Annotated in this window: 15 protein-coding genes and 1 pseudogene; 9 read left to right on the top strand and 7 right to left on the bottom strand. The window is 49.5% G+C overall.

What is annotated here, in order from left to right; genetic code table 11:
* Positions 1-476: 476 nt before the first annotated feature.
* The 8 genes from PPL9_RS03910 (at position 477) to PPL9_RS03875 (ending at position 9,706) form a co-directional block, all read left to right on the top strand.
* Positions 477-782, top strand: a complete 306-nt coding sequence (locus PPL9_RS03910; RefSeq protein WP_057461425.1) for an AAA family ATPase — start codon at positions 477-479, stop codon at positions 780-782.
* The gene (locus PPL9_RS03905; protein WP_057461424.1) at positions 783-2,051 is read left to right on the top strand and encodes a TOPRIM nucleotidyl transferase/hydrolase domain-containing protein; all 1,269 of its coding nucleotides are present in this window, start codon (positions 783-785) and stop codon (positions 2,049-2,051) included. It begins immediately after the preceding gene.
* Positions 2,036-3,070 (top strand): hypothetical protein, encoded by a 1,035-nt coding sequence (locus tag PPL9_RS03900; protein ID WP_057461423.1) that lies wholly within the window; start codon positions 2,036-2,038, stop codon positions 3,068-3,070. The genes PPL9_RS03905 and PPL9_RS03900 overlap by 16 nt, the downstream gene beginning before the upstream one ends.
* A gap of 1,169 nt (positions 3,071-4,239) precedes the next feature.
* The gene (locus tag PPL9_RS03895; RefSeq protein ID WP_057461422.1) at positions 4,240-5,640 is read left to right on the top strand and encodes a tryptophanase; all 1,401 of its coding nucleotides are present in this window, start codon (positions 4,240-4,242) and stop codon (positions 5,638-5,640) included.
* Between the two features lie 82 nt (positions 5,641-5,722).
* Positions 5,723-7,000: a tryptophan permease gene (mtr, locus tag PPL9_RS03890; RefSeq protein WP_057461421.1), complete on the top strand. Its 1,278-nt coding sequence runs from the start codon at positions 5,723-5,725 to the stop codon at positions 6,998-7,000.
* 72 nt (positions 7,001-7,072) lie between these two features.
* Entirely contained in the window at positions 7,073-7,927 is an 855-nt protein-coding gene (pdxY, locus tag PPL9_RS03885) for a pyridoxal kinase PdxY (protein ID WP_057461420.1), read from the top strand.
* Between the two features lie 13 nt (positions 7,928-7,940).
* The gene (locus PPL9_RS03880) at positions 7,941-8,321 is read left to right on the top strand and encodes a RidA family protein (protein ID WP_057461419.1); all 381 of its coding nucleotides are present in this window, start codon (positions 7,941-7,943) and stop codon (positions 8,319-8,321) included.
* 230 nt (positions 8,322-8,551) lie between these two features.
* Positions 8,552-9,706, top strand: coding sequence for a polysaccharide biosynthesis/export family protein (locus PPL9_RS03875; protein ID WP_208989142.1), 1,155 nt, complete (start codon positions 8,552-8,554; stop codon positions 9,704-9,706).
* Positions 9,707-9,772: 66 nt separating this feature from the next.
* Here PPL9_RS03875 and PPL9_RS03870 read toward each other — a convergent pair whose 3' ends face one another.
* From PPL9_RS03870 to PPL9_RS03855, 4 genes are all read right to left on the bottom strand, one after another.
* Positions 9,773-10,498 (bottom strand): copper homeostasis protein CutC, encoded by a 726-nt coding sequence (locus PPL9_RS03870; protein WP_057461417.1) that lies wholly within the window; start codon positions 10,496-10,498, stop codon positions 9,773-9,775.
* Positions 10,495-11,448 (bottom strand): N(4)-(beta-N-acetylglucosaminyl)-L-asparaginase, encoded by a 954-nt coding sequence (locus PPL9_RS03865; protein WP_057461416.1) that lies wholly within the window; start codon positions 11,446-11,448, stop codon positions 10,495-10,497. The genes PPL9_RS03870 and PPL9_RS03865 overlap by 4 nt, the downstream gene beginning before the upstream one ends.
* Positions 11,449-11,853: 405 nt before the next feature.
* The gene (locus tag PPL9_RS03860) at positions 11,854-12,891 is read right to left on the bottom strand and encodes an AraC family transcriptional regulator (protein ID WP_082596509.1); all 1,038 of its coding nucleotides are present in this window, start codon (positions 12,889-12,891) and stop codon (positions 11,854-11,856) included.
* Between the two features lie 681 nt (positions 12,892-13,572).
* Positions 13,573-14,178, bottom strand: coding sequence for an NAD(P)H-dependent oxidoreductase (locus PPL9_RS03855; protein ID WP_057461414.1), 606 nt, complete (start codon positions 14,176-14,178; stop codon positions 13,573-13,575).
* Between the two features lie 103 nt (positions 14,179-14,281).
* On the opposite strand from PPL9_RS03855, the gene PPL9_RS03850 reads away from it, so the two are divergent.
* Positions 14,282-15,181 (top strand): LysR family transcriptional regulator, encoded by a 900-nt coding sequence (locus PPL9_RS03850; protein ID WP_057461413.1) that lies wholly within the window; start codon positions 14,282-14,284, stop codon positions 15,179-15,181.
* A gap of 9 nt (positions 15,182-15,190) precedes the next feature.
* Here PPL9_RS03850 and PPL9_RS03845 read toward each other — a convergent pair whose 3' ends face one another.
* From PPL9_RS03845 to PPL9_RS03835, 3 genes and pseudogenes are all read right to left on the bottom strand, one after another.
* Positions 15,191-15,673, bottom strand: coding sequence for a GNAT family N-acetyltransferase (locus PPL9_RS03845; protein ID WP_057461412.1), 483 nt, complete (start codon positions 15,671-15,673; stop codon positions 15,191-15,193).
* Positions 15,674-15,835: 162 nt separating this feature from the next.
* Positions 15,836-16,090 (bottom strand): hypothetical protein, encoded by a 255-nt coding sequence (locus tag PPL9_RS32285; protein ID WP_057461411.1) that lies wholly within the window; start codon positions 16,088-16,090, stop codon positions 15,836-15,838.
* A 472-nt stretch (positions 16,091-16,562) separates the two neighbouring features.
* Positions 16,563-17,083 (bottom strand): annotated as a pseudogene (locus PPL9_RS03835) (acetate kinase); the annotation flags it as partial.

The raw sequence follows: 17,083 nt of genomic DNA, 5'->3' as shown, positions 1-17,083 counted from the left end.
CCACCCATAGGCAAACTCCAACCTGCTGTTTCTTAGGAGAACTGGGAGGTGCCGACAAAAACCAGTGGGTCGGCTGGTCTCACAAAAAACACACCAATCGACAATGCAAAAGCCTCTCCCACAGCCAGCAGAGCCGCGATGCTTTTGAAAAGAAACTAAGGTTTTATGGCTGGCACGTTGCTTCAGGGAACAGAGAACCCCCCTCACCACCGACGGGCAGCCCTACTGACCCAATAAAACACGAGCATCCGGAAGGACACATCACGCCAACTCAGCGCCAAAGTTGTTTTGGTTAGGTTTTCAAGGAAGTTGGTTGCGATTTTCAGCTTGAGAACTTTTACAATCGAGTTGGATGGAAAATGCTGAGTAAGTTGGGAGAGTTTATAGCAAAAACTCATCAAATTGGTTGTAAGTTCAACTTAAACCCTCATAAATTGAGGTGATGAGTTGGCAATTACTCAATTTGCGGATCTTTTATGTCTGATAATTACATCACAGCGCTTCACCTTCGAAATTTTAAAGGTTTTCAAGACCTAAGGATCGATAATTTAAATAAAGAAATCAATATCTTAATAGGTGATAATGATGCAGGAAAAAGCTCGGTATTGCTTGCAATTGATCTTGTTTTAAATGCATTTCCAAACCGTGTTGAAACAATAGGGTTGGAACGCTTACTCAATCAAACAGCTGTAAAAGAGTTTTTAGACAAGAAAGACCGAAAATACTCAGAACTTCCAGAGATGGAAGTGGATCTTTATCTTAATGAGCAAAACCGACACTAGTTGGAAGGACATTGTAATTTAAGAAGAGTAAACGCTTATGGAATTCACTTAAGGTGCCGACCGCGTGATGACTTAAAAAGCGAGATTCAAGAAATAATTGAATCAGAAGATTCCACATTTCCCTATGAGTACTACCAGGTCGAGATTAAGGGATTTGGTGGGGGTACTATCACACCCTATAGGCAGCATATTAAACACATTAACATCGATAATACAAAAATTAGCAATGACCTTGCATCCAAGGCGTATGTAAAGACTGTCTATAGTGCAAATACTTCGGAAGTCGAGAAAAACGAGCTCAAGTACGGATATAGGACGGTCAAAGATCAGTTCTCCGAAGATAATCTCAAATGTGTAAATCAACGGATCGACGAAGAGTATAGTTTTGTTATTCAGAACAATGTCAAAGCGAACTTGGAGACCGATTTAACGATCTCAAAGAGAGGAATAGACATTGAGAATTTGGGTGTGGGTTCGCAATGTTTCATAAGAACAAGCTTTGCACTCTCAAAGAAAACGAACATAGAAGTAGTTCTTTTGGAAGAACCAGAAAACCATCTTAGCCATACTAGGATGAATGAGCTGATTAGCGAAGTTAAGAAAGCGACATCGTCTCAAGTTTTTATTGCGACCCATAGCTCATTAGTTTGCTCGCGGCTCGATTTGCGTTCAGCAATTCTCTTTGGTGAGTTGGGAGTAGAGCCTAAAAGATTGACTGATCTTAAAGAAGATACAGCGGAATACTATATGAAAGCTCCTAACAACTCCCTATTGGAGTTTGTTCTATCGGATCGAAACATCTTGGTTGAGGGAGATGCTGAGTACATTCTTATGTCGTCCTTATATAATAATGTGATGGGCAATAGGTTGGAAGGTTCAGGCCTACATGTAATATCCGTTGGTGGCCTCAGCTTTCCGCGTTATCTAGATTTGGCTAAGCTTATTGGAGTTAAAACCGCAGTAATAACAGATAATGACGGATCTATATTAAGCAACTGCGAGAGAAAGTACGCAGCCTATCGAGGCGATGATAATATAAAAATATTCTTTGATGAGGATGAGAGTAGAAGAACGTTCGAAATATGTATCTATCGTGACAATTCAGAGCTTTGTGAAAGCTTGTTTGCTGTGGGTCGCAGAAAATTAACTGTTGAGCAGTTTATGTTGGCAAACAAATCCACCGTTGCTTTTGAACTGGCTCAACAGGAACTAGATGAAGTCGTTGCACCAAAATATATAGACGAAGCAATTAGATGGATAATGAACTGATTTTGGCGGTTGCCGGTGCTGGTAAAACTACGCGAATTTTAAACTCAATAAAAGACAACGAGCGCTGTCTTATAATCACCTACACGAATGAGAATCTTCGGAGTTTGGAAGCAAGTTTAAAAAAAAAGTATGATGGCATAATTCCCGAAAATATTATGCTTTCGTCATACTTTTCATTTCTCTACTCATTTTGCTTTCGGCCAATACTTTCATACAAATTTCGCGACAACGCGTTCAACTGGAACAGACCGCCTGCTCCTCATGAAGGTGGAAAGCCGAAATCAAAACTCGGACACTACATGAGTAGTGGGCGGTACATTTATGCAAATCGTATGACCAAGATGATCGAGCGATGTGGCCGATTACCATTGGTCATTGACAGATTGGAGAAGTACTTCGACTGTTTTTATGTCGATGAAGTCCAAGATTTTGCTGCTAATGACTTTAACTTTCTCCTTGAACTGTCGCGTGCAAAAATTCCGACTTTGTATGTCGGTGACTTTTTCCAGCATACCTTCGATACGAGCCGAGATGGGCGTACTCGAGAAAACTTGCACAAGAAAGGTTTGGATTACTACATCAAGCAATTCCAACATTTCGGTTTTCGGATTGATACAAAAACACTCGGAAAAACATATAGATGCAGTCCCACGGTTTCGGACTTTATTACTGATAACCTTGGTATCAAGATTGAGTCACATCGCTCTGACCAAACAAGCCTTGAACTTGTGACTTGTCAGAAACAGACTGAGGCGCTGTTTAATTGCAATGACAAAATCAAACTCTTCTTTCAAGAGCACGAGAAGTACAGCTGCTATTCGAACAACTGGGGGCGTTGCAAAGGGCTAGATCATTATGAAGATTTTTGTGTAGTTCTCAATAAGAAAACATTTAAGAAGTTTGTTGGCGGAAATCTTGCTTCCCTCCCTAGCCCGACGCTCAACAAGCTCTACGTTGCATGTTCGAGAGCCAGAGGAGATTTATACTTCCTTGATCAAAAATTTCTTGATGTTGGGTAGATGGTGAGCAAATGAGTGAGTTGTTTTGTTGGTCAGCTGGTGATTAGCCGGAAACTCAGGTGAACTTCGCACCGCACAACGAAATCCTTAAAAAACGCAGAGAAACGCGAAAGAACGCAAACGAACGCGTTGCTATGTGAATGGGATAGCTGAGCGGGTTTCATGAAAGGTGGCGTTCTGGTTTTGGGCGCTGGGAGAGGTTTATGCCCGGTGCGCGGAAAAGTTATCAACTGCCTCTGTGCAGGGCAGAAAAACGCGGTTGGGAGGATAAGTGCGAGAGTGCGCAATTTTCTTACGGGGATAACGTGGTGTCCGCCAAAAAGTGTCGCAAAGAGAGGTTCCACTGCAAATAACTTGGAATAATTGCCCTCTGTGAAATTTAACAGGAAAGAAATCTCTGAGATATCAAGAGTTCGTGGCGGTGCCCGTGTATCTGCTATTGATTTATGCGCTTCACTCTTGGGCGTCTTCAGGGGGTTTTGCCTTAAAGCCCCGCAAAAAATCTTGCTTTGAAGGGGAATATAAGAATTTACAAAATTATTTACTGTGTGACATCGAATATTACAGCGTCTGTTAATGCCTCATGAAGTCTATACTGATCTTTATACTTGCTCTAGGGGCAACCCCGTAGGAAAGGCGTAGAATAGCTGCTTGACACATGGGTAAATGTGGTTTCATATGCCTTTGCTATCACATGATATGCAGTAAAGATGAGGAATAGGCCATGAGCCGGTCAGTACTGGTTCTTCAGTATCGCAATAAAAAGAGTTTGGCATGGTTTACGCAAGATGTTCGTCTTGCCTATGACTTCCCAAATGTGTGCGTATAAGCCTACAGGCCCATCAGTCCCTTTAAAAATTTGAATGTTTGACGCCCAATCTACTTGGAGCAACGGGAAAACTACATCTACCCTTGCGCTTTATCGGGCAAAACTACTCACACCGTCTCTGACAGTGAACGGGTGAGCTGCGTCTTACTTTCAAATCTGGTGACTGCTGCCGCAAAACACAAATTCCAAGATAACCGCCTGTAATTTCAGGTGCTTGAAAACTTTCGCGCCCAATGGTTGGAGAGCGACCCAACTCGTGCGCCGCTGCGTATTCCCCAAGGTGGGAGCCAGTATTTGGATAAAGAATGCGCAGTAAAAACATGACGTGAGGACTAGAACAATGAAACGTATCCCTGAGCCGTTCCGCATCAAAATGGTTGAGCCAATCAAGATGACCACTTTCGCAGACCGCGAAAAGGCATTGGCTGAAGCAGGTTACAACCCATTCCTGCTCGCAAGTGATGACGTTTACATCGATCTGCTGACAGACTCCGGCACGGGCGCCATGTCTGACTACCAGTGGGCGGGCATGATGATGGGCGATGAAGCCTATGCCGGATCCCGCAACTTCTACAACCTCAAAGAAGCTGTCCATCACTTCTTCCGTTATGAATATATGGTGCCAACCCACCAGGGGCGTGGTGCAGAGCAGATCCTGTTCCCGGCACTGATCCGTCGCGCCAAGGAAGTGCGTGATGCAGACAAGCACGTGTTCATCTCCAACTACCACTTCGACACCACAGCCGCGCACGTAGAGCTGAACGGTGGTGAAGTCGTCAACGTGGTGGATGAACGGGCTTATGACACAACCACTTACTACGACTGGAAGGGTGACTTCGATCTTGAGAAGCTGGAAGCGTCGATCAAGGAAAATGGTGCGAAGAACATCACGGCGATCATCACCACAGTGACCTGTAACAGCTCCGGCGGTCAGCCAGTTTCCATGGCCAACATGCGGGCAGTTTACGAGATCGGCCAGAAATACGACATCCCGGTTGTGATTGACTCCGCCCGCTACTGCGAAAACGCGTATTTCATCAAGCAGCGTGAGGAAGGCTACGCGGATAAGTCTATCACAGACATCATCCGCGAAATGTACTCCTACGGCGATATGCTCACCATGTCCGCCAAGAAAGACCCGCTGGTCAACATCGGTGGCATGTGCGCCATCCGGGAGAAGAAAGAGCTGTTCCAGGCCGTCCAGACCCTCTGCGTCCCAATGGAAGGCTTCGTAACATACGGGGGATTAGCTGGTCGCGACATGGAAGCGCTGGCACGGGGTATGCATGAAGGTGCGGATGAGAGCTTCCTGCACTATCGTATTGGCCAGGTTAAGTATTTAGGCGATCGTCTCGTTGAAGGCGGCGTGCCAATTCAGTACCCAACCGGTGGTCACGCGGTGTTCGTAGACGCGAAGAAGATTGTTCCGCACATCCCGGGAGACCAGTTCCCTGCGCAGGCTTTGTGTAACGCGCTCTATCTGGAATCCGGTGTACGCCCAGTTGAAATTGGCTCATTCTTACTTGGCCGCGATCCGGCAACCGGCCTGCAAAAAGAGTCCCCACTGGAACTCATGCGCCTTACAATCCCGCGCCGTGTGTACACCAATGACCACATGGATTACATCGCGGATGCTTTGATCAACGTTGCAAAAAACGCGAAGGACATCAAAGGCTTCGACTTTGAATACGAGCCACCTGTGCTTCGTCACTTCACTGCACGTTTGAAGCCAATCAAATAATTTGGCAACTTGGGAGGCGCTGCTCTGTGCCTCCCCTCTTTCCTCACGGATATAACAAAACTACTTCACGGGAGAGAAGTAAATGTCTGAGGGCACACAAGTCGGTGGTTTGGGAAAATCCACTGCAACAGTCAGTCCATCCTTCCTAGGCGGGGCTATGATCATCGCCGGTACTGCAGTCGGCGCTGGTATGTTTTCCGTTCCAACCGTTAGTGCTGGTATGTGGAGCATCTGGGCTATTCTGGCTCTGGCCTTTACCTGGTTCTGTATGCTTCATTCCGGCCTTATGATATTGGAAACAAACCTGAATTATCCGGTCGGCTCCAGTTTCGATACCATGGTGAAAGACACTCTTGGGACTGGATGGAACACCGTAAACAACATCGCCGTTGCGTTTGTCGGCTACATTCTCTGCTACGCTTACATCTCCGGTGGCGGGTCCATTGTGGTTCACACACTGGATGCAACATTGGGTGTTGCACCTCCGCAGATGTTGGCTGGTCTGATCTTTGCGCTGGGTCTGGCGTTCTTCGTTTGGTGGTCTACCAAGGCAGTTGATCGCATCACAACCATCCTTCTTGGTGGCATGATCATCACATTTTTCATGTCTGTGACTGGTTACACCTTCAACATGAAGGCCGCAGTCTTCTTTGATAGCGATAATGGTATGGGAATGGGGAGTTACTTCCCGTATCTGTTCGCAGCAATGCCGTTCTGCCTGGCATCTTTCGGGTATCACCACAACGTACCAAGCCTGATGAAGTACTATGGCAAGGAGCCGAAGAAGATTTTGCTCTGCCTTGGTACAGGCACTTTCCTTGCACTGGTACTTTACATTGTCTGGCTGTTCGCCACATTGGGAAACATCTCACGAGCTGATTTTGGCCCAATCATCGAACAGGGCGGTAACATCGGCGTACTGGTGGAAGCTCTTGGCCGTGCAGTAGAAAACACCTCTGCATCCAACATGTTGTCCGCATTCGGTAACATGGCTGTGGCCAGCTCCTTCCTGGGCGTTGCGCTTGGTCTGTTCGACTTTTTGGCGGACTTCCTGAAGTTTTATGACAGCCCTGCAGGTCGTGCGAAAACCGCAGCTGTGACCTTCGTTCCTCCGTTGATCGGTGGCATCTTCTTTCCAGATGGTTTCATCATCGCGATTGGCTACGCTGGCCTTGCTGCAACAGTCTGGACGGCGATCGTCCCTGCTCTGATGGTGCGTGTCAGCCGCAAGAAATTCGGCAATCCTCAGTTCCGCGTTTGGGGCGGCGAGGCTCTTGTCTGGGTGATCTTCGGCTTCGGCATTTTGGTTGCCGTCAGTCACATTCTGGGAATGTTCAACGCACTTCCAGTCTATCCATAAGCGCCGAGAATGGCATGACGCTCTGCTGGGGCTCGCGGTTGTGAGCCTCAGTTCCGAAACGAGGTATTTGAAATGAAAGGCATACTCTCCATCCAATCCCACGTGACATATGGCCATGCTGGCAACGGCTGCGCTGTATTTCCGATGCAACGTATGGGGCATGAGGTCTGGGCTATCAACACCGTCCAGTTTTCAAATCACACCCAGCATCCGCAAGGTTGGACCGGACAGGCCCATGATGCCAAGCAGATCTCTGAAATCTTTGAGGGTCTGGCAAAACTGAATGTCCTCTCTCAAATCAAAGGTATTGTAACAGGTTACCTTGGTGGCCCTTCTCACTGTGACGTCATTGTTGACATCGTGAAGGAAGTTCGGCGGCACAATCCTGAGTGTCTCTACTTCTGTGATCCGGTGATGGGTGCGCCTGACAAAGGCTGCATTGTCAGTGAAGGTGTTGCTGAGTTGCTGGTGAGCAAGGTGATGCCGATTGCGGATGTGATCGTGCCCAACCAGTTTGAGCTTTCACAGTTCATTGGTGAACCGATTGAAACACTGGAACAGGCCAAACAAGCATGCGCTAAGGCTATGGAAATTGGACCTAAAATGGTTCTGGCCAAGCACTTGCACAGTGTTTCTGATGATGCCTTCACCATGATGTTTGCAAGCGAGCAAGGCAGTCATCTGGCACAGCGCCCGCATTTGCCGTTTGAACGCCAACCGGTTGGCGTCGGAGATCTAATCACATCTGTATTTGCCGCTGGTTATCTGAATGGTCTTTCTGAAGTAGAAGCATTCCAGCACTGTAATAACGCGGTGTATGGCGTGCTTAAAACCACGCAGGAAAAAGACGAATGGGAGCTGCAAACTATTGCGGCACAACAGGAATTCGTCTCACCATCTGAACAGTTCGAATTAACAAGCCTATAAAACTGGAAAAACAATGACAGCTATCGATACCTCCAAAGCTCCTGCAGCAATTGGCCCGTATGTTCAGGGCGTGAACCTTGGTCAGATGATCATCACATCCGGCCAGTTGCCGATCAATCCGGAAACCGGTGAGATGCCTGCAGATGTTGCTGAGCAGACCCTTCAGTCTTTGAAGAACGGTCTGGCGATTGTTGAAGAAGCAGGTCTTGCAGCAAAGAACATCAAGAAGACAACGGTTTTCGTGAAAGATCTCAATGACTTCGCGCGCGTGAACGAAGTTTACGGCAAGTTCTTTGAAGACAACAATGCACCGTTCCCAGCACGGTCCTGTGTGGAAGTTGCACGTCTGCCAAAAGACGCTCTCGTCGAGATTGAAGTGATTGCCTGCCCATAACGGGTAGGATTTCCCCTGCAATGCTCGTGGTCCAACACGAGCATTGCACTCAATGCGCATGACTACAAAGTCGTTTGTTTGCAGCGCTTTAGTAAGGCTATCTCTGATCAGAGCAGCTAACAAGCGCGCGAAAAATCCCCGAAATTGAAGTGCGTTAAACAGGCAATGGCCAAATCCAGCGGCTACTCGAAGGCCTGCGAATAGGTCAGTGTCCGCATGTGAAAACATGTTTGCACATATCTCGCTGGTTGGAGTTGCTCGTTGTGCCTGCGCTGCTGCTTGCAGTGGTTGGGTGCTCGGAAATTCCAGGACATGGCCCAAGCGCTTATCAGGTGGAGAATGCAACTTCTCAACGTAATGCGCAGTCGCTGAGCTATGTCATGCTGGATGTTGATGTTCCGACAGTTCAGCATTTATCCAATTACGCCAGTAACTTACCTCCCAAAGAATTCCGCGTTGGCAAGGGCAAGAGAAGCACGATCCGCGTCGGTGTTGGCGATCAGCTTTCTGTTGGAATTTGGGAGTCCATTCCAAACGGGCTTTTCTCAACACAAGGTCAAAAACGGACTGAGCTTGGCCTTGTGGTTGACGACCAAGGCAATATTTACGTGCCTTATGTTGGGGAACTCAAAGTCGAGAACAAGAGTATCTCCGAGGTTCGCGAACAGATTCTCAGTGGGTTGGAGGGTAAGGCTGTCGATCCACAAGTGGTTGTAAACCTTCAGGCAAATGGATCGCACAAGGTCATTGTTATTGGTGATGTGATGCGTCCGGGCCAGTTCCGTGTGCATGAAGATGGTCTGAGTCTGGTTGAGGCAATCTCAGAAGCTGGTGGAACGCGGAATCCAGACTATGAGTCGTTTGTTACTGTCATGAGAGATGACAAGAAGTTCCGGTTTAGTCTGGACGATATTTCGGAGCAACCAGCTAATAATATCTGGCTTCGGCCGAAGGACATTGTCTCCATTACGCACCAGCCTAAATCCTTCACCGTGTTTGGTGCCGTTGTCGCCCGGCGCAAATATGACTTCCCTTCCTCGCGGGTCAATCTCTCGGAAGCCATTGGAATGTCAGGTGGTTTACATGATGGGACTGCGGATGCGACGGGGGTTTTCCTGTTCCGGTTTGAGGACCGGCAAAAGATGATGCCGTTGCTTCCTCCGCATGAGCAACATGAGGAATTCGGGACAGTGCCTGTTGTCTACCGTCTCAATTTGAGAGAGCCAAGTGGCATGTTTTTGACGCAAGCCTTTGAAATCAGAGATAAAGATGTGATCTATGTGGCGAATTCATCAGTCTCTGAGGTCAACAAGTTCATCAGCATCCTCATTTCTCCTGTAACCGGTACATTGCGGTCTGGTGTTGCGCTCGCAGGTGTGCCTTAAATTTACGATGAGTTGCTGCGATCTTATAATTAAAAACAATTAAATATCATCAGGTTAGGTGGTTTGCTATTTGGTGTATGCATTTTGCTGAAGGATAGTCTTGAGTGATCTCACCAATTCTTCATCGGTCCGTTTTTCTCCAGCGCTTTCAAAACCAAAATCCAGCAGACGCTGGTCTTGCGGATAAGTTTTGCCGCAGCCTGCATGAATCTCAGTGAAATCAGCAGCTTGTAAGATATCGGGCGCCGTCTGAGTGTTAACACCTGACCCCGGCATCACAGAGAGCCTGCCAGCTGCGGCTTTGTGCATGGCGGCTAGGTTCTCAATCCCATCAATAGCTTTGTAAGCTCCTCCGGAACTGAGGATGCGTTCGAAGCCGAGTTCAGCAGCAGTGTGGGTGGCTTCGTTCAAATCTGGGGCTAGGTCAATGACGCGATGGAGCGTTACACCAAGGCCATCAGCGTGATCCACTAGTGTATTCAATAGGTTAGCGTCGAGTGCGTTGTTATGTTGGTTTGCGCCCAGAACAACACCGGCCAAATTGGTATTACGGGCAGCATCGATTTCGCGCTTCATCTGGTCCACCTCTTGTGGGGAGAAGATGAAGTTACCCCCGCGCGGACGGATCATGGCGTAGACCGGGATGGGTGCTTTGGCTGCCAGTTCCATCAGACCAACGGACGGCGTCAGGCCGCCCATGGCGAGGCAGGAACACAGCTCAATCCGGTCAGCTCCGCCAGCAACAGCAGCATTCAACCCAGCAATGGTGTCAACACACACTTCCAGCTTCATGACTGAACCTCCACCTGACCCATCATCAGATCCTCTGCCCGAGTTGCCTTGCGTTTTTCAGGTTGGCCGAGCTCCGGTGTCCAGACCCAATAGACGATCTCCTCGTCACACCCCACATTGACCACGCGGTGTTTGCCCGCAGCATCAATGGCATGGATCACAACACCGCCGATGTAACCGCTCTCCAGCTCCTGCAACTCAGAGACCGACAGTCGCAACGCATCATCCAGCGAAATGCCGAGCTTCATGGCCAGCACAACGGTGCGGGCGGTGCCGCAGCGCATGGTCATTTCACCTGTATGAGTGCATGCGGCCGCGCCATAACGGCTGTCAGCATAAAAGCCAGCTCCGGGAATGGGAGAGTCGCCAACACGGCCCGGATACTTCCAGGCCCAACCTGATGTGGAGGTGGCGGTGCAGATGTTTTTCTGGCTGTCTTTACAAAGGAATACGGTGGTGTCGCGCACTTTTTCAGGGTCGGTGATTGCTTTGGTCAACGGTGCCAGATCCGTGTTGGGAAAGGCGGCTTTCTGCTCGTCGCTCATCACCTCTTCCAGCTTGCGCCACCACACCTGTTTGCTGTGTTCCAGCAAGGCGGGATCCTTTGCAAACCCAAGCTCATCTGCGTAACGGCGAGCCCCCTCACCTACCAGCATGGTGTGTGGCAGGTTATCTAGCACTGCCTTTGCCAGACGGGTGACCTCCAGCGTCATTGGAACGCCTGCAACCGCGCCGTAATCACGGGTGGCTCCGTCCATCACGCTGGCGTCAAACTCCATGTTTCCCAACAGGTTCGGCCAGCCGCCATAGCCTACACTGCGCACCTTGGTTTCAGCTTCCACCAAAGACAGTCCGGGCACCAAGGCATCAAGCCCATGTGCTCCGTTTTGCAGGTGACTGGCGGTGGTGCCAATGCCGGGCCAGCTTTCAGAATTACCAAGTACTATCATTGCGCCGCTCAAAACTTATCAGAGAATAAATCACAGTAACTCTTTGATGATGCCTTCGCCCTGTCAATGCTACCAATCCGGCTCCAGTCGGAAATGTCGTGTCTCTGCCATCAGCGGCGCTAATCTAACATGCTGAAATATCGATGATATTCACGTTGAAAATTGGTAGCATTCAAAAGCTGTGAGCGTTTGCGTTGTTTTGTGCGTTCGTTTGAAAGCTTTTGCGTTTTTCTGCGTTGCTATGTTTTTACCCACCAATCACGCCAGATCCTAATGATGCGGACCTCTCGGTTGGTCACTTTGGACCGCTCTATGAAATGGATATCGGGCAATTTGTGAAGGTACGCAGGTACTGTGTCGCTGTGATACCCGGGGTCAACTTGATCTCAGAGGATCAAGCTCCCCTTAGTTCAACTTCGCCTCTTTTAGCGAGGTGAGCCAGTTGGAGAAGATGCCGCTGGAGATGTGGGTTTTATGGTCTTGCCCGGCGGCGATGTCCATCAGGATGTCGCGGGGAGAAACGCCGTAGTGTTCTTTGAAGCTGCGGGTGAAGCTGGAGGCGTGCGAAAAACCACAGCTCTCGGCGATCTGCTGGATTTTGACTGTATCGCTTCCGGAGCGCAGCAGCTTGCGCATGGCGTGCTTCATGCGGATGTAACGCAGGAAGGCCATGAAGCCGCCCATGGGCTCAAACAGGCGGTAGAGAGTGGTGCGCGACACGTTGAGGTGATGCGCCACTTCCGTGCTGTTCAGGCGTGGGTTGGTATAGGTCCGGCTGATGTACTCGGCAGCTTGTAAGAACCGCGCTGCAGTCTGATTGTTTTCATCCAGTGCAAATGGGATTCTCGGGCCGTTGTTCATCTGGTTGGCGACCAGCTTGGCGATGCATTCCACGATTGAGCTGACATCCTCATCTGACAGGTAACCCAGTTGACCGCGAAGCAGCTGCATTATGCTGATCACTGCATTGGTCGAGCCGCCTGTTGCGGGAAGGCACAGGGTTGGGTAGGTGCGATCGCCATGGAGGAACGGTGCCAGTGCCGTTCGCGGCAAAGCCAGTGTCATCAGCTTGTAAGAGCTGTGGTCTACCACAAACGGCTCGGCCATATCCTGCACGATCAGATGACCGGGCTGGAGTTCCACGCTCTCCTGGCCCATGTGGGTGACGCAATTGTGGGTGTGATCATAAAATTGCACAAACACAGCATCCATGCCATCGCGGGCAATGCGCTGGCTGGAGCGGATGAACCTGTGCGGGGTCGCGTTGATGGTTGCCACAAAGCCGCTTTTATAACGAAATCCGCGCACGCCTGCACCAAAGGCCTCCGGTGAAGCGGTGTTGGAAGCCAGACAAGCCTCTCCCGTCGCTTCGGCGACCCCCTCGCGCCATTCATCCCAGTTGATGCTGGGCCGGTAAATCACCTCAGGTCTTGGCTCATTCATTGAGTTGTTCGATTCAACAGACATTCTACCCGGTACTATACTGCAACTTGTGCGTGGTAATTCCAATCTGCGCTTAAAATATTCCTGAAGGCTGGAGAACGAAGGAGCTACAGTCCCGATTGAGAAAGGGACCTGCGAGGCCACATCGTTCTGTCAGTTTTGCGTCCCCTCCCGTTGAAAAAGATTCAAAACGGGCATTGATACCGTGGTCCTGCTTATGGTTGGAGGCAAGGCGGTGTTGAGCAATGTGTCCTACGCTAAGTCTGACAGGAATGGTGTCCCTCCAGCCTTCAGATGACCAAATTTCAGGAAGCGACCCCCGAGCCCCGGCCATAAAAAAAGAATTCTGAAAATGAATGCAGTGCTGACCATCAGATCAAGGCACCGAAAACAAAGTCACCACCATGTCGACCATCCATAATGCCACAGTAAGTTTATTCTTCTAAAGGATCGCAATGAAAACAAGGGCGTGAAACAAATTGCTAAAACAAAGCTGTGCTTTGAAACGACAGGCTAAGAGACCTGAACCGCGGGAAGAAGATGCGGTTGATAAAGATCGAATCGATTTTTAATGAATGAGCTGTTTGAGTTCTCGGTTTGCCCATAATCTACAGTTTTGGATGAGCAGAAAAAGGCGAGCACAAGGGCCCGCCTTTTTGAAAAATGGAACGTTGAAAGAGGTCAGGCGCTGACGCGGGCAGCGAGCTTGGCGTTGTTTTCCAGCAGTTTGTCCAGCCGCGCTTTTTTGATGACAGGGTTGAGTTCAGGATCCAGAACATGTGCGAGCAATGCTGTATTGGAAGCTTCGATCGCGGCGTCATCAACCACTGCAAGGCCGTGCAAGACGAAGGGGCGCAGGTAAACCATTCCAGTCAGCAGGGCAGTCTGTTGAAAGGGCTTGAGCAACTCATCCATGCTGAAATTGTTGTAGCCGCCTGCGTGATAGCTGTCCTCCGGTCCGCCGGTAGAGATAGCCAGCAACAGGTCCCGACCAGCCAGTTTGGTGCCACCCGGGCCATAGGCGAAGCCGAAGGTCAGGACCTGATCTTGCCATGCTTTCAGCGCTGGCGGGGCGGAATACCAATAAAACGGAAACTGGAAGACGATGCGATCGTGAGAGAGCAGAAGGTGCTGTTGTTCTTCAACGTTAAAGCTCAGAGTTGGGCCACCAACACGGGCCAGATCAAGCACGGTGATATCATCTGTCGCGGCAAATGCTTCAAACCAGGAGCGGTTGATACGGGATTTTGAAAGGTCGGGATGGGCAGTGAGAACAAGGGTTTTCATCGCAGGAAGGCCTCATTGAATATCTGATCTCTGCTTTATAACAGGATGCATACATGCTATTAATTGCCTCCATATCAATCCAATAGATGTACGGTATCGAATAATGCGTTTGCCTCTTGCCATGCTGGAAGTGTTTAACGCCATTGCGCAGAACGGCAGTCTCAAAGGGGCAGCTCAGGCGCTTGGCATCAAACCGTCCACGGTGTCTCATCAGTTGAAGTCGCTGGAAGAGCAGCTCGGGACGGCCCTGTTTGTGCGCACCACCCGGTCGGTAACTCTGACGGATGCGGGCCGTGCGTTGCAAAGTGGGGCGGGCGCGGCGTTTGACCTGCTGGGGCAAGCGGTAAATGATGCAAAGGAACACGGCAGCAGTGCCCGTGGCAGTTTAAAACTGACCTTGCCTGAGTTTGTATTTCACTCCTTCCTTGCAGATATTCTGCCCAGTTTTCAGGCAGCTTATCCGGAGATACAGCTGGAACTTTCTCTGACGGACGCCATTGTCGACATCGTTGCAGATGGTTTGCACGGCGGGCTTCGTCTGGGTGGAAAGATTGCGCAGGATATGATTGCGATCCGTATCTCTGACCCGCAACCCCTGACCGTCCTTGGCAGCAAGGCATACCTGGCTGAGCATGGTGTTCCGGAAAAACCTGAAGACCTCCTCGCGCACAACTGCCTTCACTATCGGTTTCAAACATCAGGACGGCTGGCGCCGTGGGTGTTTGAGGTGGAGGGCAACACCGTGGAGATTGATATCAAAGGAGGGCTGATCCTCAACACCCTGCCCTCTCAGTTGCAGTTGATGGAGCAAGGCATGGGATTGGTGCTCACTTTCCGCGAGTATGCGCTGATGCAGTGTGACCTGACAAAGGTGCAATGCCTGCTGGAGGATTACCTGAAGCCAACAGAGCCGATCTATCTGTTTTACCCGCGCGAATACAAAAACCTGCAGGCCCTGCGCCTGTTCATCGACCACATCAAGGCCCACCGGCAGTTGGTGTAACGGGCAGGGTTAAGCAGCAGGCGCTTTATACGGTGGCACTTGCCGCAGGACCATGCCGTGTTTTTGGTCGGCTTTGTAACCGAGGCTTTCGTAAAAGCCTCTTGCGCCGCGGTCTTGTCCGGTCAGCAGCATGATCTTGTAGGCATTCGCTTGCCAGGCTGCATCTCGCAGAGCATCCATGACCATGCGGCCAAAGCCTCTGCCCCGATAAGCTTTCAGCGTCACCACGTTCTCGACAAGGCAATACGAGCGGCCACCATACGTCATGTTGGGTAGAATATGGAGCGTGGCGCAGGAGACGATCTGGTCATAAATCTCCACACCAAACAGAGAGGTGCCGTCATGTTGCAAAAGCTTGGCGAATTGCGCTGGCCCGTCTTTGCCATAAACAAGCGGAATGCCATCTGTCAGCTCATTCAGGAGCGTGACGACATCCTCATAATCATCGAGAGAGAGCTGGCGGACGGTGATGGTTGGCGAGAGGACGGACATAACGGGACTCACTGAGAACGTGCAGCATTGATTATGCAGCAAGTTTACCGCGAAGTTGTTCTGAAGCCCAGCTCACTACATGGTCTATCCCAATGAGTTAGATCAGGTGCCAAAGTAGCAGCGTCGGGGTCGGATGATTTGTCCAATAAATTTAGACTTTGATCAATCTTGGTTACGTTTTGCGATGCTAAATACATCTTCAAACTTTGCCATATCGGGTATGCTAATTCTGTGATACTGAACATTCCCAGAGTAGGAGAATTTAACAATTACGTGCTCATCTTCTTTGGTGAATAAAGAAGTTTTACAAATAAAGGCAACGATATTGCTGGATATTCTGTAGGAGTATTCAATTTTCCTCCCGACAAGGAAGAGGCGATCAACTCTACTCGGTTTGTAGTCTGTTAATTCTGTCATTTCGAGTACTCATCAATATAGGTTGGTAGCCTAATGAACTGATACTCCTGATCAAGTTTTGGCCTCAAGTTGATATTATGTGCGCATAAGATACTTTGGGACATGTACAAAAAAAGCTCTAGTCGTGCATACAGAAATACCCTCATAGAGAGTTAATTATGAGTACACAATCAATACCTAAGTTCCTCCGCTAAGATAGTTGCACCTCCTTGAAGTTGCCAATCACTACAAAAAATACTGATATTGTTGAGAGAAGGTATATTAGCTTTTTGATAATGGTCGCGATGATGATGTTGTTTACAGCGTTAGGCTTACCGGTCGTCGGTATAGTTAAAAGCAAGAAGTTCGACTGAAGCTCAGGCCAACCTCAATTTATTTTTTAAGTATTTTCTGTGTTTCGTCCTTTTGGGAGAGGAATATCTATGGTTCTTTTCGCAATTGGATAAACAAAGGCAGCAGTACTAATTGAGTCTCATTGAGTTTTCATGGCAGCTTTTGCGACGGCCCGTGCGATCACCTGTTCTTCGTTGGTGGGCATGATGAAGACGCGGACTGGTCCGGTCCCGATTTCCGGTGCGTTGGCCTTGTTTTTCTCCTGATCGATGGTGATGCCCAAAAACTCCAGTGGTTCGCACACGCTGGAGCGCACCTGAGCTGAATTCTCGCCAATGCCAGCGCTGAAGATCAGGGCGTCGATGCCCTCCAGACTGGCGGCCATGGCGCCCACTTCGCGGCGGATCTGGTAGCAATAATAGTTGATGGCTTGCTTGGAAAACAGCTCTTCTGAATGTTCCAGTACGCGCATGTCAGAAGATTCCTCCGACAATCCCAAGAGCCCGCTGCGGCGGTAGATGATGCTCTCGATTTCTGCCGCTGACAGTTCCTTTTCCTGCATCAGATAGAGCATGACGCCCGGGTCCAGCCGTCCGCACCGTGTGCCCATGGGCAGGCCATCTACGGCAGAAAAGCTGGTACTTGCGTTGAGGGAGCGGC

Source organism: Pseudovibrio sp. POLY-S9, assembly GCF_001431305.1.
GTDB lineage: Bacteria > Pseudomonadota > Alphaproteobacteria > Rhizobiales > Stappiaceae > Pseudovibrio.
Note: the sequence above shows the minus strand (reverse complement) of the source record. Positions and strands in the feature narration are given on the sequence as shown.